General features: G+C 61.8%; 16 protein-coding genes. 12 read left to right on the plus strand and 4 right to left on the minus strand.

Annotated features, from left to right (window positions below; translation table 11 throughout):
• Window positions 1-36 precede the first annotated feature (36 nt).
• The gene (locus G5179_RS00840; RefSeq protein WP_421257673.1) at window positions 37-804 is read left to right on the plus strand and encodes a hypothetical protein; all 768 of its coding nucleotides are present in this window, start codon (window positions 37-39) and stop codon (window positions 802-804) included.
• Window positions 791-1237, plus strand: a complete 447-nt coding sequence (locus G5179_RS00845; protein WP_421249296.1) for a hypothetical protein — start codon at window positions 791-793, stop codon at window positions 1235-1237. Before G5179_RS00840 ends, G5179_RS00845 begins: the two co-directional genes overlap by 14 nt.
• Here G5179_RS00845 and G5179_RS00850 read toward each other — a convergent pair.
• From G5179_RS00850 to G5179_RS00865, 4 genes are read right to left on the minus strand one after another with little or no spacing between them, the layout of a single operon-like run.
• Entirely contained in the window at window positions 1215-1691 is a 477-nt protein-coding gene (locus tag G5179_RS00850; RefSeq protein ID WP_421257674.1) for a hypothetical protein, read from the minus strand. The two genes, G5179_RS00845 and G5179_RS00850, sit on opposite strands and share 23 nt — an antisense overlap.
• 11 nt (window positions 1692-1702) lie before the next feature.
• The gene (locus G5179_RS00855; protein WP_421257675.1) at window positions 1703-4243 is read right to left on the minus strand and encodes a hypothetical protein; all 2541 of its coding nucleotides are present in this window, start codon (window positions 4241-4243) and stop codon (window positions 1703-1705) included.
• Window positions 4240-5439 carry a glycosyltransferase gene (locus G5179_RS00860; RefSeq protein WP_421257676.1) on the minus strand — a complete coding sequence of 400 codons (1200 nt, stop codon included), beginning with the start codon at window positions 5437-5439 and terminating at the stop codon, window positions 4240-4242. The genes G5179_RS00855 and G5179_RS00860 overlap by 4 nt, the downstream gene beginning before the upstream one ends.
• On the minus strand, window positions 5436-6191 hold the full coding sequence (locus G5179_RS00865) for an acyltransferase (protein ID WP_421257677.1): 756 nt from the start codon (window positions 6189-6191) through the stop codon (window positions 5436-5438). The genes G5179_RS00860 and G5179_RS00865 overlap by 4 nt, the downstream gene beginning before the upstream one ends.
• A 299-nt stretch (window positions 6192-6490) precedes the next feature.
• Between G5179_RS00865 and G5179_RS00870 the strand changes: the two genes are divergently transcribed.
• The 10 genes from G5179_RS00870 to hybE all read left to right on the plus strand — a co-directional run bounded on the left by G5179_RS00870 (window position 6491) and on the right by hybE (window position 18706).
• Window positions 6491-7810: a lipopolysaccharide biosynthesis protein gene (locus G5179_RS00870; protein ID WP_421257678.1), complete on the plus strand. Its 1320-nt coding sequence runs from the start codon at window positions 6491-6493 to the stop codon at window positions 7808-7810.
• Window positions 7798-9204: an O-antigen ligase family protein gene (locus G5179_RS00875; RefSeq protein WP_421257679.1), complete on the plus strand. Its 1407-nt coding sequence runs from the start codon at window positions 7798-7800 to the stop codon at window positions 9202-9204. Before G5179_RS00870 ends, G5179_RS00875 begins: the two co-directional genes overlap by 13 nt.
• Window positions 9201-10472, plus strand: coding sequence for a glycosyltransferase family 4 protein (locus tag G5179_RS00880; RefSeq protein WP_421257680.1), 1272 nt, complete (start codon window positions 9201-9203; stop codon window positions 10470-10472). Before G5179_RS00875 ends, G5179_RS00880 begins: the two co-directional genes overlap by 4 nt.
• A 12-nt stretch (window positions 10473-10484) precedes the next feature.
• A complete protein-coding gene (locus G5179_RS00885; RefSeq protein ID WP_421257681.1) occupies window positions 10485-11621 on the plus strand; it encodes a glycosyltransferase family 4 protein in 1137 nt (378 codons plus the stop codon).
• Between the two features lie 971 nt (window positions 11622-12592).
• Window positions 12593-13726: a hydrogenase 2 small subunit gene (gene hybO / locus G5179_RS00890; RefSeq protein WP_005345182.1), complete on the plus strand. Its 1134-nt coding sequence runs from the start codon at window positions 12593-12595 to the stop codon at window positions 13724-13726.
• Window positions 13727-13728: 2 nt separating this feature from the next.
• A complete protein-coding gene (gene hybA, locus G5179_RS00895; RefSeq protein ID WP_201991513.1) occupies window positions 13729-14775 on the plus strand; it encodes a hydrogenase 2 operon protein HybA in 1047 nt (348 codons plus the stop codon).
• Entirely contained in the window at window positions 14768-15955 is a 1188-nt protein-coding gene (hybB, locus tag G5179_RS00900; RefSeq protein WP_421208417.1) for a Ni/Fe-hydrogenase cytochrome b subunit, read from the plus strand. Before hybA ends, hybB begins: the two co-directional genes overlap by 8 nt.
• Complete coding sequence (gene hybC, locus G5179_RS00905) at window positions 15952-17655, plus strand: hydrogenase 2 large subunit (protein ID WP_227340659.1); 1704 nt, start codon at window positions 15952-15954, stop codon at window positions 17653-17655. Before hybB ends, hybC begins: the two co-directional genes overlap by 4 nt.
• The gene (locus G5179_RS00910; RefSeq protein ID WP_421249248.1) at window positions 17655-18185 is read left to right on the plus strand and encodes a HyaD/HybD family hydrogenase maturation endopeptidase; all 531 of its coding nucleotides are present in this window, start codon (window positions 17655-17657) and stop codon (window positions 18183-18185) included. Before hybC ends, G5179_RS00910 begins: the two co-directional genes overlap by 1 nt.
• On the plus strand, window positions 18167-18706 hold the full coding sequence (hybE, locus tag G5179_RS00915) for a hydrogenase-2 assembly chaperone (protein ID WP_421249249.1): 540 nt from the start codon (window positions 18167-18169) through the stop codon (window positions 18704-18706). The genes G5179_RS00910 and hybE overlap by 19 nt, the downstream gene beginning before the upstream one ends.
• The last annotated feature ends 102 nt before the right edge of the window (window positions 18707-18808 follow it).

The raw sequence follows: 18808 nt of genomic DNA on the forward strand, positions 1-18808 counted from the left end.
AGAGGTCAAAAGCGCTGATAACCGGCAGGAGTTGCGATGGAGATCCGTCCCTGGCAGTGGGCACCCAACTGGCTGCTACTTGGTTTGGCCAATCAGTGGGGCATGGTGTGGCTCAATATGGGCCACTTCAACCTGCTGGTGGTGTTGCTGATTGCTATCTGGTGGCAAATTGCATCGCGGGTTGCACCGAGCTGGCGTCCGCATCCACTGGTGCTCGCCCTCTTTATCCTGCTGATCCTGATCCCCAGCGCCAGCTGCAAGGCGCTGGCCTGTCTGTTGCTGGTAGCCTCGCTATGGCGCCGTCATCAGAGTGGCGATGAGCGGGCGGTATTGCAGATTGTGCTCGCCTTTACCGTGGCGGTGTTGTGGGGGCAGCAGGTGTTTGCCCTGCTCTCCGGCCCTGTGCTGGCGCTCGATGCCTGGGGGGTGGGCCAGTGGTTGCAACTGCTGGGCTGGGAGACTCGCCTTGATGGCAATCGCATCGAGCGGTTGGGGGGCCATGCCCTGATCGTGCTCAAGGGGTGCTCCTCGTTTTCTCAACTCTATCTGGTGGTGCTCTCCTGGCTGGTCTCCTGCTGCTGGCTGGCGCCGGAGCGCCCACTCTACCGGCAGTGGCCCATGTTGCTGCTGGTCTGCCTGCTCTATATCGGGGCCAATCAGCTGCGGTTGGTGCTGATGAGCCTGGATCTGCGCTGGTATGGCTGGCTGCATACCGGCTCGCTGGCCCAGCTCTACCAGTGGGCCATCATGTTGCTGGTGATGACCATCCTCTTTCTAAGGGGGCGCCATGATGCGTCTATCTAGGGGGTATCTGCTGCTGTTGTTGGTGGCACTGCTCAGTGCTGCCGCCATGGGCTGGCGTTATCAGAACCGGGCAGTTAACGAGGGAGCCAAGCCCATGCTGCTGGAGCTGGTCCAGATGGGCTGGCGCTTGCGGGTGGCTACGCCAGTATTGGGCGGCACCTATGTCAGCTATCAGCTGGCCCATCCCCGCTGTGACGGCCTGTTGCAGGCCATGCTGGTGGCACCGGATAGCGAGGCGATGTCAGTGACGCTGGCGAGTGAAGGGATGAGTCAGGGGGTGATGTTTTTAGGCGAGTTGCACCAGAGCCCGCCGCTGCTCTCTTACCGTCTGACCCAGGGTTGGCGCAAATTGTGGGGGCTGGCCCCTTATCCCCTCTATCGGGTGGCTTTGCCAACCTCTTGCCTCGGCCTTATTGCGCCGCCGCTGGGGTGACCGACCCCGGTTCACCGTTTGGCAGAATGCGGATCAGCAAGGTATTGGGGGCCAGCATGGGGTCATAGCGTGGCTCCAGCTCAATGGCGCGAGAGCCCAGCAAACGGGTGAGGGCGGTCAGTCGCACGTTCGCCATCCGCGCACTCTCCAGCATGTCGGTTTGCAGCCCGGGGCCGCTTACCAGCGCAATCCGGGCCGGATCTTTGCGTCCCAAAAACTGATGCAACTGCTGCTCCTGATCCGCTGGCAGTTGCGTCTCCGCGTTCTGGTACTGCAGTTGCAGCTGGGGCTGTTCGGCCATTTGTTGTTCCCGCAACTGGTTGAGGATCGGCAGGGTCTCATTGACCGGCTCCTGACGGGCGCAACCGGTGAGGATCAGCAGCGGAAACATAAGGGGCAACAGGCGGGGCAGGGCGCTGTCTTTGGCTGTGGTGCGGGGAATCTGGTTGGCCATACGCAGTCACTTTAGGAGGATGAGTTGGCACCAGTTTGCAATGTTTTCAATCCCTTGGCCAGTTGTTCAATCTCGCGGCGCCACTGGATCCAGGCGGCAGAGGGCAGTTGCTCTGCCACCAGCCAGCGGGTCGGCAGCTGATCCCGCAGACGCTCCAGCAGCAGGGCGGCCTCCACCTGATAGCGGGCTTCCTGCTCCAGCCAGGCGAGCCAGCGCAGATCCTCGATGGCTTGCTGCAACAGCAACAGATCGTGAGAGAGGCGGTGCGCCTCGCAGGCTTGCGGGCCGAGCAGCATAAAGTCGCTCTCCCGCCCGTCGGTGGGGTCATAGGGCAGGGCGGTGGGCATGCGGCCATGCCACTGTAAATAGCCCTCGGCGCCGCTTTGCCACAGATAGAACCCGGCGGCTCTCGGGGTGCCCAGATTGTAAAACCAGGGGGTGACCTTGTGCTGGCGCACCCGCGCCACGTCGGCCTTGTCGGCGCCAAAGCCTGCGTTGATCAGGGCAATCTCCACCTCTGCCAGCAGACCAACCTGACCCGGATGATTGAAGTGTCCCGCGCGGATCACCGCCGGATCCCGCCGTTTCATCTCCCGCGCCAGGCTGGTAATGGCGGGCAGGGTGGCAAGATCGGGCTCATCAAACAGGCTCCATGCCAGCGGGGGCAAGCCGCTGGCGGTCAGTGCCTGTTGCCGCGCTTGCCACTGTTCGAGCTGGCTGGCAGGGTCGCCCCCCCAGCGTTTGAGCGGGGTATAGGCCAGCAGGGGCGGCACAAAGCCGAGCCCCACCGCCTCTCCCATGATCTCCCGCATCCCCGCTTCATCCTGTGGCAGGGCAGGCGAGAGGCCGCTGATCCCGAGCTTGGCGAGCCGCTGCAGATCGCAGCGACTGGCCGCGGCGATCTGTTCTTTTAACGCCTCGGGGTTGGGGTTCAGCCAATTCAGATAGGGGGGCGCTTCAACATAGATGCCGACCGGCTTGCTGGCCGCGGGCAGAGTCAGTGGCAGCACCTCGATAGTCAGTGGCAGCTGCACCAGTTGCTGCTGGCTCAGCAGCTGAATATTGCCCAGATAGCGCCCCGCCGGCGCATCGCGTGGGACGGTCATTTGCAGCACCAGACGCCGTGGCACGTCTGCCAGCAGGGTGAGCCCGGCGACCCCCTCGACCAGCTCCTGATCCGAGGGGGCCAGCAGGGTGCCGCTCGCCTGCGGGCGAACCAGATGCCACTTGCCGTAATAGGGGATCAGCGCCAGCGGCGATCCTGCCTGCTCGGGGGGCTGGATCACCAGCAAGGGGGCCGGATCGTCGGTGGCGGCGTGGATGGCAAATTCCAGCAACAGCTGGCTGCCACGGGCGGCCAGCACGGGTTGCGCAGCCTGCTGCAACGCATCTGCCGCAGATAGTGGGGCGATCTGCAGGGTTGGGGCGGCATCCGTAATCGGCGTGAGGCTCAGTTGCTGCGAAGCAGGGGCTGGGGTTGGGGAATAGGGGGCCAGAGTCCACTTTTCCAAAAACAGCTGGCGCTGCTTGGTCAGCACGCTTGCGGTAGCGTCGGCCAATACGGCGCGATCTTTTCCACTATTCGGGAGAGCCTCTTTGCGGGTGCTGGCCGGATAGGGGGCAAGCAGCAGTCCCGCCAGGTACTTGGCATCCGGTGAGTGACCTACCAGTGTGATAGTGAGCGGGCCGCCTGGGTGGTTCAGGGTGACATGAACGGGGCCGCCCTGTCGTGCCCCGAACAGCTGCCAGGGATCCGGGTTTGGCAGTGCCTCGCGGGATTGTCCCGCCAGATAGCGCTGCGTGAGCCACTCCTGCGGTTGCCACTGCTCGACCCAGATGGGCTCGCCATTGACCAGCACGCTGCGCTCGAAGGGGTGGGGGAGGTACTCCCACTCGCCGGGATCATCGAGCCAGAGGGTGAGCTGGTAGCGTCCTTTGGCGACCTCCAGCCGTACGCCATCCAGATTGCGCAGCCCATCGCGCACAAGGGCATCGCCGGAGGGGCGCAAGATGGGGGTGGGATGGCCAATCAGCCGGGGATCCCCCGGGCTCAGGGCCTCAAAGCCGGTAAATCGGGGCGCGGCGGCCGCCCCCAGATCCAGCGCAATGGTGCCTGCTGGCAGAGTCAGACCGGGTTCCCAGTACCAGCGGTGAATGGTCATTGAGGGGGCGTTATCGGCCATAAAGAGATAGAGCTTGGTGAGTTTGTCCAACGCCAGTGCTCTGGGCTGGCTGGTGCGCCACTCGCTCAAGGCAAAGCGCTGGGTGAAGGGGCCGGGTGCGACAATCCGCTCCAGATTGACCCGGCTGCGGTAGTTGACCGAGGCCTCGTCGTCGATACGCAGGATCAGGGTTTGCGGGCGGGCGCTGGGGTTATGGCCCTCGATCACCAGTTCATCATCGCTGCCTATTGGCCAGTTCTGGGTGCTCAGATCGAGCCGCTGGGGTGTCTGGTTACTGGTTAGGGGCAGCGGGGTCTGCCCCTCCAGCCGGGTCGTGGCCATTGCTGCATTGGCGCAGAGCAGGATAACCAGCCAGAGCCCTCTGCTCATCCGGGCAGCCCCTTCAACCAGTTGTTCAGCTCGGCAGCCTTGTGATCCCAGCTTTGCAGGGCCACCTGCTGTTGGCGCGTGTGGCGCCCTTCGCTGCGGGTGAGCCCCTCCCAGCCACTCTCCTGAAACCAGCCCGGATTGGATTGATCAAAGGCGGCCCGGTTGATGGCCTGGGCCAGGCTCTCCCCATCGTGGGGGAGCTGGATCTGATCCCGATAGCCATCGAGGGCCGGAAAATCGGTGCTGACGATGGGTCGCCCTGCGGCCAGATACTCGCGCAATTTCAATGGATTGCAGGCACGGATCTGGGCGTTGTCGACAAAGGGAAGCAGACTCACCTGCCAGTGCTGGGCATAGGCTGCCAGCGTGTGGTGGGGTCGGGGCCCCAGCAGATGGATATTGGGGAGCCCCTTGAGGGGGGAGATATCGGTCTGGACCGGGCCAATCAGCACCAGATCCCAGTGAGGCAGGGCGGCAGCCGTCTCTGCCAGCAGGGGGATATCAATCCAGTCGCTCAGGCTGCCGTAAAATCCGGCAATGGGACGGCCGGAGGGAAGATCCGCCGGCCGCGCTCTGGGGGGCATAAACAGCTCGAGATCCACGCCGTGGCTGAGGAGCCGGGTTTTATGGGGAGGAAAGCGGCTGGCCAGCGCGGGGCTGGCGGCCAGAATCAGATCGGCTTTTTCCACCAGTCGGGCTTCGCAGTGGGCAATGGCTTGATGATCTACCCCCGCCAGCGCCGAGAAGTCATCGCCGCAGTAGTAGATCACCGCCCTCTCATCCAGCTTGCCAATCAGATCGACGGCGCTGGGCAGGGAGATCCAGAGCAAGGGGCGATCCAGCTCGGGCAACTGGCGCCGGATCTGCGCCGCCAGCCAGTGGCCATTGATCTTGCCCGCCAGCCGACTGCCCGGCAGTGGCAAGGCGAGCGGCGGCAGCACCTGGGGGCTGCTGACCTCTGATGGCGCAACCGACTGGCCGCCAGCATGGCGCGCGCCGCGCAACACGGCCCCCAGTTTGCGGACGATGCGGGTGAGATCATGAAGGGTAAAACGGGGGCAACGCATGCCGATGGAGTTGACCCAGAGCACCTGATAATCGGGCAGCAGACGCTTGATCAAGTGCTGGGTGCTGGAGGGGTGCTGGCCCCAATCCTCTCCCAATACCACCAGTTGCGGCAGTGAGTGTGGTTTCATGCAAAGGTCTCCGAGGCGTGTGCGAGGTCGCTGTGATCCTGTGGCTGCAACGGGCGCAGTACTGTGGCCGGTACACCTGCTGCCAGCACACCTGCGGGCAGATCCCGGGTGACGATGCTGCCAGCGGCGACAATGGTGCCGGCGCCTATAGTGACGCCGGCCATCACCATCACCCCGGTGCCGAGCCAGACATCCTGCTCCAGCACAATGGCCCCCACCTGTTCATCGCGATCCGGCAGGCCCTGGGCGCGATCGCGGGCGTTGATCGGGTGCCCCGGGTAGCCCGCCAGAAAGGCACGGCCAGCAATTCTGACGTTATCCCCCAGCACTATCTTGCTGCCCACCGCCAGGGTGGTCTGCCAGCCAATGCCGACATTGCGGCCAATCACCAGCCTTGGTGTCTGGCTCGATGCCCGGCCGCTGATGGTCATGGCGGCGCTGAGACGGCAGTCGGCGCCGATCTCGATGGTGACCGGACCGCTGATATAGGGGATGCCGCCATAGAGGTAGAGGCGCGGGGCGGGGGCTGTGAGGCGAGATTGAAACAAGGGGGTCCACCAAAGGGTGCGGGTCAGGGTCGCCAGCGCGTTGGTGCCCAGCAGATAGAGCCGATAAAGCAGCCGATGCAGGGGAGGGATCACGGGGAATGACCAGTGGCGGGCACTTTTGGCCAGTTGCCATACCCGGCGGGCCAGTGGCGTTTCCCCCTGTTTGGCCCAGCTTTTCATCCGGTGCAGGTTGATGGTGTTCATGGCGACCTCTCCCTCTGGTACAGTCCGTTGCTCGCTATGCAGAAAGCAGGGATCGGGCCAACAGGACGGCCCCAGCGAGATCGGGCCAAATGGGGCTAAGAGGAGAGTCAGATTGCGCCGGTCGGTGCAATTTGCAGCCAGCGTTGTGCAAAACGCAAATGCCAGTCTCATTCTGGGCTTGTTCAGGCCGGTTAAGCCGCACAGAGGGGCTATCGCTTCAGGGCGGGAGTGAGTGGCGTGGGCTTTGCATTAGCGGTAGCTGACCCGGAGCAGGATGCTTCGGGTGGCTGGGAGGCCCTATGAAACTTGGTGTGAACCAGATTGCCATGCTCTATTACGCCGGCGGCTTGCTCCTGATGAAGGGGATCTCCCTGCTGATGCTGCCGGTGTTGACCCATCAGCTGCTGCCTCGTGAATACGGCCAGCTGGAGGTGCTGCTGACCCTCATCAATCTGGGTTCCCTTATTTTGGGCTTCGGGCTGGTGGATGCCCTCTACCGCTTTGCCGGATTGGCGAAAGATGAGCAGGAGCGCCAGCAGGTAGTGGCCCGCATGTTTGGTCTGGTCTGGCTGATCGCCCTGGCCAGTCTGGTGCTGCTCTGGCTGCTGGCACCTGTGGTGCAAGCCTGGCTGCCGGTGGAAACCCGCCTTGCGGATGTGCGCTGGGTGCTTTGCGCCCTGCCGTTTGAAGGGGTGATCGGCGTGCCACTGGCATGGCTGCGGATGCGCAATCAGGCGCGGCTCTTTTTCGTGGCGACCGCAGGCAAGGCGGTGATCCAGTCAGTGCTGACCGGCTGGTGGCTCTGGCTCGGATGGGGCGTGAGCGGGGTGCTGGCTTCCGGCACCCTGACCTGCGTTGCACTGGCGCTGCTGCTGAGCCTCTGGCAGTGGCGAGATAGCGGGATCCGCTTTGACTGGCAGCACTATCGGCCGCTGCTGCGCTATGGATTGCCCCTGGTGGTGAGCGGGCTGGCAGGCTTTGCCCTGAGCGGACTGGATCGCTGGTTGCTGGCCGATGTGGTGGGGGAGGCGCTGCTTGCCTACTACGCCGTTGCGGGCAAGCTCGCGCTGGCGGTGGGGTTGTTGCTGCAACCCTTTGCTCTCTGGTGGTATCCCCGCCGTTTCATGCTGCTGCGCGAGCCGGATGGACTGCGACTCAATGCCCACTACAGCGTGATGGGGTCGGTGTTGGGGTTTGTTACCGCGGGGATTGTCGGGCTCACCGCCCCCTTGCTTATTCGCTGGCTGACCCCGGAGAGCTATCACGGGGCGATCGCCTATATTCCGCTGCTGGTGCTGGGCATGGCGGTGCGCAATGTCTCGGACTTGCTCAATGTCGGCTGCTTTAGCGGCGAGAAGAGCAATGCCCAGATGGTGATCAATCTGGGCTGCAGCGCCCTTGGGGTGGCAGGCTTTCTGCTCGCCATCCCCCCCTTCGGGATCGCCGGGGTGATCTGGACCCTGCTGCTGGTCTATCTGGTACGGGCGCTGGCCTTTTATCTGGTGAGCCAGCGGTTGCTGCCGCTGCCGTATCGCCTCTCGACCCTCTGGGCCAGTTCGCTCGGGGCGCTGGCGATGGTCTGGCTCGGCCAATGGTGGGCAGGATCATGGCTCGTCTAACGCCGGCCATCTGGGCAAGCGCCATCTGTCTGGTGCTGGCCCTGCTCTGGTGGCGGCTGCCCCATCCCTTGCTGCTGCCGGTGCTCGGCCTTGCCATTCCCGCCATCTGGTTTGCCCTGCGCTGGCCCTTCTTGATGGTACTGGGGTTTGTCACCTTCTCCTTCTTTCGACTGCATGAGGTGTTCCCCCAGCTCTATCCCCTCAAGATCCCGCTGCTCTTCTCGCTGGCCGCCATCGGTGCGCTGGTCTGGCACATTTTGCTGACCGGTCGGATCAAGCCCTACTGGAGCCCAGCCCTGAGCTGGCTGACGGCCTTCTTTGTGATGGTCTCCATTGGTGTGCTGTTTGCCAGTAACCGGGGCGAGGCGATCGCCACCTGGACCGGCAGCTACAGCAAGATCTATCTGATGACCCTGGCGACCGCCTGGCTGGTGCGCACCCCGGGGGATTTTGCGCTGGCGGTGCGCACCTTCGTGGTAGCGGGCTGTCTGGTGGCGCTGGTGGCCCTCTACAACAAGGCGAGCGGGATCGGGCTGGTGGAAGGGACCCGGGTGACCATAGGGCGCGAGCTGGGCTCTGTGCTGGGGGATCCCAACGATCTGGCGCTGGTGCTGCTCTTTCCTGCCGGCTTTTCGCTGAGCTTGCTGCTCAATCAGGGCAATGGGGTGGGGGGGCGTTTACTGGGGGGGCTCGGCTTTGCGCTGACTGCGGCCGCCATTATCGCCACCCAGAGCCGGGGTGGTTTGCTGGGTATCTGCGCCGTTGGTGGCCTGTTTGCCTGGCAGCGGGTGAAGTCGAAAACCCTGTTGATCTCGCTGGGGATGGTCGCGCTGGTGGTGCTGTTTGCCGCCGCCGGGATCAGCGACCGGGCATCTGGCGGTGCCGCCGAGAGCGGGGTCGATGCCTCGGCCATGGGGCGGATCTACGCCTGGCAAGCAGCCTGGGGCATGGCGCTGGGCCATCCGCTGGTGGGGGTGGGCTTGTCCAATTTCTATTACAACTACTTCTTCTACAGCCCCCATTGGGATGGGCTTAATCATGCGGTGCACTCCACCTGGTTCGGGGTGCTGGCTGAAACCGGCTTTGTCGGGCTGGCGCTGTTTATCGGCATGGTGACGGTGACCCTGCGCAGTTGCTGGCGTTGCCAGCTCGCTGGCATGCCTCCTGCAGTGATCACGGCGATGCAGGGGGTGATGGCCAGCATGGTGGGGTTTGTGATTTCGGGATCCTTCCTGACCCAGGGGTTTACCTGGCCCATCTATCTGGAACTGGCGCTGGCCGTCGCCGCCATCAAGTACGTGCAGCAGGCGGCCACAGAGGTGCAGGCCACCGCTGAGGATCATCAGGAGGCAACCCGGTTGCCGGCAGTGCCACCAAAGGGAGCAAGAGGATGAACGCAACCCCTGTTTTGCTGGTTCACTACGGAGAGGACTGGATCCGCGGCAGCGAACGCTGCCTGCTGGATCTGCTGGCCCACCTCGATCGCAGCCGGTTTACGCCGTTGCTCTGGTGCAATAGCCCGACGCTGGCGGCAGAGGCGGCCACCCTCGGGGTAGAAACCATGGTCGAGCCCTTCAGCCTGCTGCTGGGATGGCAGGCGCCCCGTTTTGATCTTGCGGCCCATCGGCGCCTCTCACGGCGAGCCAGAGAGCTCATCACCGAGCGGCAGATTGGGCTGGTGCACGCCAACAGCGCGGCCCCTTGTCAGTGGCTGGCGGGGGTCTGTCGGGCGTTGCAGGTACCGCTGGTGTGCCACCTCCATGCCCGTTACCAGCCAAGAGACAGGTTCAGCCTGCGGGTCCATCAGGCAAGCGTACTGATCGGGGTGAGCGAGCCGGTGTTGACCGGTTGGCGCCAGGATGGCTGCGCGGCCGATCGGTTGATCCGGATACCCAACGGGGTGGATGCCGCTCGTCTGAATGCGGGGGCTCACTGGCCGGTTGTCGGCATGCTGGGCTTGTCCCCGGGGGATATGATCATCGCAACCGTCGGCTCCCTGATCAAACGCAAGGGGATTGATCTGCTGATCTGCTCGCTGGCTGCCCTGATGGCATCGGGGGAGGAGGCTCAGTTGCTGATTATTGGCAGCGGTCCGGAGCGGGAAGCATTGATGGCGTTGGCTGTCGAGCTCGGGGTGGCCGAGCGGGTCCACTTTCTCGGCGAGCGGCCGGACAGCGCGGCTATCTTGCGGGGCGGGGTGGATCTGCTGGTCTCCGGCGCCCGTGAGGAGGTGTTTGGTCTGACGTTGGCGGAGGCGGGCATGTTGGGACTTCCGGTCAGTGCCTACCGAGTGGGCGGCATCCCCGAAGTGGTGGAGGAGGGGGTGACCGGCTTGTTGGCAACCCCGGGGGAGTGGGCCGAGATGGCTGATCACTGGCGGCAATTGAGCAATCCGCAGCGCCGATGTGAAATGGGGCGGGCCGCTCAGCTGCGTGCCGCGCAGTTGTTCACGGTGGCGCGCTACGTTGACGGGGTCACGGCGGTGTGGGACGCCGCGCTGGCTGGTCGTTGGCACGCAACGGCCCCCACACCCTTCCGACCACTCATTCATTGGGCGGGGCAACGACTCCTTGCCAGAGGTCGCAATATGCTGGCGAGTGGGATGGCAAAAGTGGCGCAAAAAGTGCAGTTGGGGTTTGGCCGCCGCAAGGTACCAGAGTAAGGGAGCAGCAAGATGAGCATGCAAACTGAGCCGGTGTTTGGAAAGGTCATCGTCGTGGATCCCATCCCGTTTCGCGGTGGCTCCAAGGTTGCGACCGAAGTGCTGCTCGATGAGTTGGCCAAACGGATGCCCGGGCTCACATGCCATGTGCTGACCCTAGATCCCGACTCCTGGTCCCGTTGTCAGCATCATCCTCTTTGGCTGCCCCACATATTGAAGGGGCGGGAGTCCGGCATCGGCTATCTGCTCAAACAGGGGTGGCAGACCTTGCTGATCCTCTGGCTGGTGTTGCGATTGGGGGAGGTGAAGTGCCTGGTGGCGGCGTCCGGGCCGGGGGTGGATCTCTGCTGTTACTGGGCTGCCCGCTGGTTGCGGTGCCGGGTGGTTCAGCTGATCCATGGCCCTGTGGGGTGCTCGGGGCTCTCTGCCAGGGCCTTGCAACGGGCGAGTTTTGTCTTTTATCTGGAATCGACGCGCAGCTCCCTGGCGGCATTGCTGGCCCGGCTTGGCGAGACCGAGTTCCCGTCACACTGGCAGCCATTTACCAATGGTTTGAGCGAGATTGATTGGCCCAAAGCGACCCTGGGGGGGCCTCGTATTTTGTGGGCGGCCTCGTTGCTGCGCTGGAAGGGGCTGGAGACCATGCTGGCCGCCCATCAACTGATCCCTGATGCTCGCCCCGAGCTGATGGTGTGCTATCTGCAACCCAAGGGCACGCTGCAGCCCTGTAGCCAGCCCCAGCCACAGCTGCCAGACACGCACTGGTATGCCAACCCCGCCAATCTTGACGAGATCCGATCTCAATGCGGCATTTTTGTCTCCACGAGTCACCAGGAACCCTTTGGTCTCTCCATTCTGGAGGCCATGGCGGCGGGATTATGCGTAGTGATCCCGGCCGATGGCGCCTGGTGGGATCGACACCTCACCGATGACGTGAATTGCCGTAAATATCAGCCAAACGATCCCGGCGATCTGGCGCGGGTGCTGGCCAGCCTCAACACCATGCCCGATGTGGTCAAGCGACTTGGCCATCATGCCCGCCTGCATGCCATGGTCCATTACAACGCGGCAGATACCTATCAAAGCACACTGGATCAGTGGGAAGGTATGTTGCGATGGGATGCGTTGAGCCTTGCCGTGAGTGGTTAGCGCTTGCTTGGCCAGCAGGCGTGGCGGTTGCCGGTGCCACTGCTCAACTGAAGGTCCACGGATTTTTCTTGGTTGGCCCGTTTATCCCTCTCTCATTATTGCTGACTATTACTGAACGAGAACAATTATCATCGTTGCTGATGAAGAGGGATATTTACGCTTTGGTTAATTAGTCAAGGTGACGTTAAGGTAAATAGTATGAGTGTGAGCGGTAACATCTGTAACCTGATAAACAAGTTCGCCGCCAATTAAATATTATCACTTTGTTGCAGATGGTCTGCTGATGAACTGTTTATCTTACCGTCAAATTGAATGTGAATTCATGATGATGCGTAAACATATCCACCGTCGCGATATTTTACTCGTCTCGACATCGGATGATAAAGCGTATCTGGATACCCTCCGATATGAATACATCATCTGCATCTTCTTACTGCTCAGGTTCAACAGACGGGGATGCAACCAGGGGCGCTGCCGCTAGTGCTTTCCGGCAGAGTCCATCTGCGCGAATTTACGGGAAATGCTGCCATGAAGGCCCTGGCAGCAAGGGTTGAGCGGGTCTCTTGTTCCTGCCATGATTTGGTGTTGCAAACCGTGCTGAGTCAGATATAAAGCCAGTAAAATATGCAATTCAGTGAGTAAAGGTATATTTGATTGAACATTTATTGTCGGGTATCAATATTGTGAAATAAGCGGCATGGCACAGTCATTCCGCATGTTAATTTAACTGGGAACAAAAGGGTATTTGGTCCGGTGATTAATTATTTGCTGTCCAATTAAGTTCATAAAATTTATTTCCTCGCCAAATATCTCTTTGGGGGTAATTAATTCTGTTTGTGATGTGGCTCGCTATGTAAATAGGGGGAAGCCGGTCGAAGTTGATAGAGATCAATACTGTGATGTGGGTGAGTCCTTAGCATTTCTCCTATTAAGCATTTACCAAACAAGTGCTCACTACGGGAATAACTAGAATGGTCGAGGATAATTTTTTATCGGCTCATGGGATTAATCGCCGTGATTTTATGAAATTGTGTGCCGGGATGGCCGCAACCCTGGGATTAAGTCAGCATGCCGTCGCCAAGATGGCCACTGCGCTCACCAGCCCCGAACGGCCGCCGGTGATCTGGATTGGGGCGCAGGAGTGCACTGGTTGTACCGAATCGCTGCTGCGCGCCACGCACCCCACCATCGAAAACCTGATCCTCAATACCATTTCGCTGGAGTACCACGAGGTACTCTCGGCGGCCTTTGGTCATCAGGCGGAAGAGAACAAGCACAACGCCATCAAGCGCTATAAAGGCAAGTATGTGCTGGTGGTGGATGGCTCCATTCCGCTCAAAGATGGCGGCGTCTACTGCATGGTGGCCGGTGAACCCATCGTCGACCATATTCGCCGTGCTGCCGCCGACGCGGCTGCGGTGATCGCCATCGGCTCCTGCGCTGCCTGGGGCGGTGTGCCTGCCAGCGGCGGCAACCCGACCGGTGCCGTCAGTCTGGAAGAGGCCCTCGGCAATATCGGCACCCCCATCATCAATATCCCGGGTTGCCCACCCAATCCCCACAACTTCCTCACCACGGTTGCCTACTACATCACCTACGGCAAGCTGCCGGCGCTGGATAGCAAGAAGCGTCCGCTGTTTGCCTATGAGCGTCTGATCCACGAGAACTGCGAGCGTCGTCCGCACTTCGACGCAGGCCGTTTTGCCAAGGAGTTTGGCGATGAGGGCCACCGGCAGGGCTGGTGTCTCTACCATCTGGGCTGCAAGGGGCCGGAGACCTATGGCAACTGCTCGACCCTGGAGTTCTGCGATGTGGGCGGCGGCATCTGGCCGGTCGGGATCGGTCACCCCTGTTATGGCTGCAACGAGCAGGGTGTCGGTTTCAGCAAGGGGATCTTCCAGCTCGCCAAGGTCGAGAACCCGACCCCGCGGGTGGATAAACCCGATGTGAAAATTCAGGAGGGGGGCTATACCTCGCCCACCGCGACTGGCCTGATCGGTGGCGCCCTCGGGGTGCTGGTGGGGGTGAGTCTGATGACGGTGCGTGAACTCGGTCGCCAGCAGAAGCGCCACGAAGCCGGGCAGCACCCATCACGGGAGGAGTAACCGTGAACAGACGCAACTTCCTCAAATTTGCCTCCGTCGGTGCGCTGGCGGCGGGCACAGCCGTACCCGGCACCGCACTGGCGGCGGCCAAGAACAAGCCGCCCATTCCCGGCGCGCTCGGTATGTTGTATGACTCCACCCTTTGCGTCGGCTGTCAGGCCTGTGTGGCGGAGTGTCAGCGCCTTAACGGCAATCCGGCCAATCCAGCCGGGGCGCAAACCTGGTCCAACAACGACAAGCTGACCCCCTACACCAACAACATCATTCAGGTGTGGAAGAGCGGCACTGGCGAGCACAAGGATCAGCTGGTGGATGGCTATGCCTACATCAAGAAGCAGTGCATGCACTGTGTCGATCCCAACTGCGTCTCTGTCTGTCCGGTGCAGGCTCTTAAAAAAGATCCCAAGACAGGCATCGTTCACTACGACCCGAGCGTCTGCACCGGCTGTCGCTACTGCATGGTGGGTTGCCCGTTCGATGTGCCCAAATATGACTATGACAACCCGTTGGGGGCGATCCACAAGTGCGAGCTCTGCAACCAGAAGGGGCTTGAGCGGATCGATCAGGGCAAGTTGCCCGGCTGCGTCGAGGTGTGCCCCACCGGCGCCGTCATCTTTGGCACCCGCGAGGAGCTGATGGCCGAGGCCAAGCGTCGTCTGCTGGCGACTCCGGGCAGTGAGTACGCCTATCCGCGCCAGACCCTCTCTGCCAACGACCCTTACCTGCACGAGGTGCCCAACTACCAGCCTTACGTCTATGGCGAGAAAGAGGGGGGCGGCACCCAGGTGCTGGTGCTGGCCGGGGTGCCCTATACCAAGCTCGACATGCCCGATCTGCCGGAGCTCTCCTCCGGTGCCCGCTCCGAGCATATCCAGCACACCCTCTACAAGGGGATGGTGCTGCCCATGGTGGTGCTGACTGGCCTTTCGGTGCTCATTCGCCGCAACACCAAGAATGGTCACGATCATCATCACGATGATGGCCATGATCAGGGGAGGGCGCAGATCAAGGATCAGGGCACCACAAAGGGAGGCAAGGATCATGAGTAATCACAAGGCGTATCCCCTCGGCGGCAAGCTGGTCAGCTGGCCTGTGCTGGTGCTGGCCCCCTTTGCCGTGCTGTGCGGCATGTTGATTTTAAAACGCCTCGTCTTCGGGCTGGGCTCGGTCACCGATCTGAATGGCGGTTATCCCTGGGGACTCTGGATCTCGTTCGATCTCTTGATCGGCACCGGTTTTGCGTGCGGTGGCTGGGCGCTGGCCTGGGCCGTCTACGTGTTCAACCGGGGCGAGTATCACCCCCTGGTGCGTCCGGCGCTGCTGGCGAGCCTCTTTGGTTATTCCCTGGGGGGGCTCTCCATCACCATCGACGTGGGGCGTTACTGGAACCTGCCGTACTTCTACCTGCCCGGTCACTTCAACACCTCCTCGGTGCTGTTCGAGACGGCGGTCTGCATGACCATCTATATCGGGGTTATGGCGCTGGAGTTCGCTCCCGTGCTGCTGGAGAAGTTCGGTTGGAAGGCGTCACTCATTCGCCTCAACAAGATCATGTTCTTCGTGCTGGCGCTGGGGGCTCTGCTGCCCACCATGCACCAATCCTCCATGGGCTCGTTGATGATAGTGGCGGGGGAGAAGATCCATCCGCTCTGGCAAAGCTACGAGCTGCTGCCGGTCTTTTCGCTGCTGACCGCATTTATCATGGGCTTCTCCATCGTGGTATTTGAGGGCTCCTTGGTGCAGGCGGGACTGGCGGGGCGTGGCCCCAACGAGAAGTCGCTCTTCTACAAGCTGACCCAGGTGATCGACATCTTCCTGATCCTGTTTGTGGCGCTGCGCTTTGCCGAGATCGTCATCCACGACAAGTCGGCCTACCTCTCCGAGTTCAATCGCTACTCCATCATGTTCTGGAGCGAGATCGCGCTGATGATATTCCCGCTGCTGGTGTTCCACTGGGACAAGAGCCGCCGGGATTCGCGCATGTTGTTCCTGGGGGCCCTCAGCATGCTGCTGGGCGCCGCCCTCTGGCGACTGGATTACTCCTTGCTCGCCTTCAACCCCGGCAATGGCTACCACTACTTCCCCTCCGCGGAGGAGGTGCTGATCTCTCTGGGCTTTGTTGCCATCGAGGTGTGTGCCTATTTGCTGTTGATCCGGCTCTTGCCGGTACTGCCATCACTTGAACGTGTTCACCAAGATTATCAGGCCCGAGGGAAAGCCAACGTATGAGCCAACGTATCACCATAGACCCCATCACCCGCATTGAGGGGCACCTGCGTATCGACTGCGAAATCGAAGGCGGTAAAGTGACCAAAGCCTGGTCGTCCGGCACCATGTGGCGCGGCATGGAGGAGATCGTCAAGGGCAACGACCCGCGCGATGCCTGGATGATAGTGCAGCGCATCTGCGGGGTATGTACCTCCATTCACGCCATCGCCTCGGTGCGGGCGGTGGAGAACGCCATTGGCGCCAAGGTGCCGGTCAACGCCCAGTACATCCGCAACCTCATCATCGCGGCCCACAACATCCACGATCACATCGTCCACTTCTACCAGCTCTCCGCGCTGGACTGGGTGGACATCACCGCGGCCCTTGAGGCCAATCCGCAAAAAGCGGCGGACATGCTCAAGGGGGTATCAACCTGGTCCCTCAACAGTGCCGATGAACTGACCAAGGTGCAGGACAAGATCCGCGCGCTGGTGGCGAGCGGCCAGCTCGGCATCTTTGCCAACGGTTACTGGGGTCACAAGGAGATGAAGCTGAGCCCGGAGGTAAACCTCATCGCCGTGGCCCACTACCTGCAGGCGCTGGAGTGCCAGCGCGATGCCAACCGCATTGTCGCCATCCTCGGTGGCAAGAGCCCGCACATCCAGAATCTGGCGGTGGGCGGCGTGGCCAACCCCATCAATCTGGATGCACCTAGCGTGCTCAATCTCGAGCGACTGCTCTATGTGAAGAGCTTTATCGACCGGCTCGGCGAGTTTATCGAGCAGGTCTACAAGGTGGATGCCGCCATCATAGCCGCACACTACCCCGAGTGGCTGAGTCTGGGGCAGGGGGCCAAGCACTACCTGAGCGTGCCGGAGCTCCCCACCGACGCCAACGGCGGCAGCTTCCTGATGCCGGGCGGCTACATCGAGAATGGCAATCTGGCGGGTTATCGCCCCATCGAGAGCCATCAGGATGGCTGGCTGATGGACGGTATTGCGGAGAGCAACAAGCACGCCTGGTACAAGGATGACGAGCCCCTCAAGCCGTGGGAGGGCAAGACCGAGCCTAATTACACCGGCTGGCAGAATGATGGCAAATACTCCTGGGTCAAATCCCCCACCTTCTACGGCAAGGTGGTGGAGGTGGGGCCGCTTGCAGACTTGTTGGTGAAACTCGCCGCCAAGCACCCGGAGACGGTAGCGCATTTCGATCAGTTGAACGGCATCTACAAGGCGCTCACCGGCTCGGCCATCAAGACTGAGCAGCTGCACTCCACCATGGGCCGCATCATCGGTCGCGCGGTGCGCTGCTGCGTGCTGAAAGATACCCTGGCGCACCAGTGGAAGGCGCTGGTGGACAACATCGGCAAGGGAGACACCACCGCCTACATCAAGGCGGAGATCCCGGCGGACAAGGAGTTTCGCGGGGTGGGCTTTGAAGAGGCGCCGCGCGGCATGCTCTCCCACTGGATCGTCATCAAGGGCGGCAAGATCGAGAACTATCAGGCGGTGGTGCCATCGACCTGGAACTCGGGCCCGCGCAACTTCAATGACGAGCCCGGCCCCTACGAGCAGGCGCTGGTGGGCACCCCGGTGGCGGATCCCGCCAAACCGCTGGAGGTGGTGCGCACCATCCACTCGTTCGATCCCTGCATGTCCTGCGCGGTGCATGTGGTGGATACCCAGAATGGCGAAACAACTCAGGTGAAGGTGTTGTGATGAACATCCTGATCCTGGGCGTCGGCAACCTGCTGTTGAGCGATGAGGCGGTGGGGGTTCGCATTGTCGAGGGACTGGGGCGGGAATACCGTTTCGCCCCCGGCATCGAGCTGCTCGATGGCGGTACCGCCGGCATGGAATTGCTCGAAGCGATGGCCAGTCGCGATCACATCATTCTGGCGGATGCGGTGCGCAGCGGTAATCCGCCGGGCACCGTAGTGACTCTGAAAGATGAGGAGATCCCGACCCTGTTTGGCCGCAAGATCTCCCCCCATCAGCTGGGGCTGGCGGACGTGCTCTCGGCGCTGCACATGACGGGGGAGTCGCCCAAGCGGCTCACTCTGATCGGCATAGAGCCTGAATCCCTCGAACCGCGCATCGGCCTTACCCCAGTGGTGGTGGCGGCCATGGGGGAGGCGACGGATCGGATCTTGACCCTGCTGGCCAGTGTCGGTGCCCCTGCCATCCCGCTCTCTGAGCAGGAGAAAGCTGAACAAGCGCGGGAGGGCCTATGGCGCAGTCCCATTTAAGCGAGGTTGAGAGAGTGCTGGAGAGAGTACCGGAGACGGCACAGGAGTTTGCCGGTTTTGCCACCAATCCAGCACCCTTGCTGGTAGCCCAGTACGAGCGGATCGCTCGCGAAGAGATGCAGGCGTTGCCCTTCTATCACCCGGACATGCCCATAGTGGCGGAGTGCGTGCTGTTTGAAGGTCAGTGGCTTGGCTGTGTGCTCACCCCCTGGATGCTGAGCGTGGTGGTGCTGCCGGGGCCGGATCAGCTTTGGCCGGTGCGCAGCAGCAGCGATCGACTCGCCCTGCAGCTTCCCTGCGGCAACATGACCTTTATGGTGGGTGAATTGCCAGAAAGTGGCCAGTTGCTGGCCTGCTCCCTGATGTCGCCGCTCGATCCCCATCTCGGGGCCGGGGAGGGGCGAGCACTGGTGAGCAGCACCCTCAAGATGCTGCTCTCCTTGCCGGTACAACAAGGGGCTGGCGGCGTGGATCTGGGTCGCAGACGGCTATTCGGTGCCCGGCGCGGTCAACCGGCATAGTCGCTAGGTTTCACGCGAAATCAAGTTTAGAATAGGGGGCCATTTTGGCCCCTCACTCCCATGTTCAGACACGCATTGCGCCTCTTTTTTGAGTGATGATCC

Origin of the sequence: Aeromonas sp. 600886 (genome assembly GCF_049174935.1) — a bacterium.
In the GTDB taxonomy this organism is placed as follows: domain Bacteria; phylum Pseudomonadota; class Gammaproteobacteria; order Enterobacterales; family Aeromonadaceae; genus Aeromonas; species Aeromonas veronii_A.

Bases quoted from the DNA above. Each gene is read 5' to 3' on its own strand.
- G5179_RS00840 (WP_421257673.1), top strand. From the start codon at position 37: ATGGAGATCCGTCCCTGGCAGTGGGCACCCAACTGGCTGCTACTTGGT.
- G5179_RS00845 (WP_421249296.1), top strand. From the start codon at position 791: ATGCGTCTATCTAGGGGGTATCTGCTGCTGTTGTTGGTGGCACTGCTC.
- G5179_RS00850 (WP_421257674.1), bottom strand. From the start codon at position 1,691: ATGGCCAACCAGATTCCCCGCACCACAGCCAAAGACAGCGCCCTGCCC.
- G5179_RS00855 (WP_421257675.1), bottom strand. From the start codon at position 4,243: ATGAGCAGAGGGCTCTGGCTGGTTATCCTGCTCTGCGCCAATGCAGCA.
- G5179_RS00860 (WP_421257676.1), bottom strand. From the start codon at position 5,439: ATGAAACCACACTCACTGCCGCAACTGGTGGTATTGGGAGAGGATTGG.
- G5179_RS00865 (WP_421257677.1), bottom strand. From the start codon at position 6,191: ATGAACACCATCAACCTGCACCGGATGAAAAGCTGGGCCAAACAGGGG.
- G5179_RS00870 (WP_421257678.1), top strand. From the start codon at position 6,491: ATGAAACTTGGTGTGAACCAGATTGCCATGCTCTATTACGCCGGCGGC.
- G5179_RS00875 (WP_421257679.1), top strand. From the start codon at position 7,798: ATGGCTCGTCTAACGCCGGCCATCTGGGCAAGCGCCATCTGTCTGGTG.
- G5179_RS00880 (WP_421257680.1), top strand. From the start codon at position 9,201: ATGAACGCAACCCCTGTTTTGCTGGTTCACTACGGAGAGGACTGGATC.
- G5179_RS00885 (WP_421257681.1), top strand. From the start codon at position 10,485: ATGAGCATGCAAACTGAGCCGGTGTTTGGAAAGGTCATCGTCGTGGAT.
- hybO (WP_005345182.1), top strand. From the start codon at position 12,593: ATGGTCGAGGATAATTTTTTATCGGCTCATGGGATTAATCGCCGTGAT.
- hybB (WP_421208417.1), top strand. From the start codon at position 14,768: ATGAGTAATCACAAGGCGTATCCCCTCGGCGGCAAGCTGGTCAGCTGG.
- hybC (WP_227340659.1), top strand. From the start codon at position 15,952: ATGAGCCAACGTATCACCATAGACCCCATCACCCGCATTGAGGGGCAC.
- G5179_RS00910 (WP_421249248.1), top strand. From the start codon at position 17,655: ATGAACATCCTGATCCTGGGCGTCGGCAACCTGCTGTTGAGCGATGAG.
- hybE (WP_421249249.1), top strand. From the start codon at position 18,167: ATGGCGCAGTCCCATTTAAGCGAGGTTGAGAGAGTGCTGGAGAGAGTA.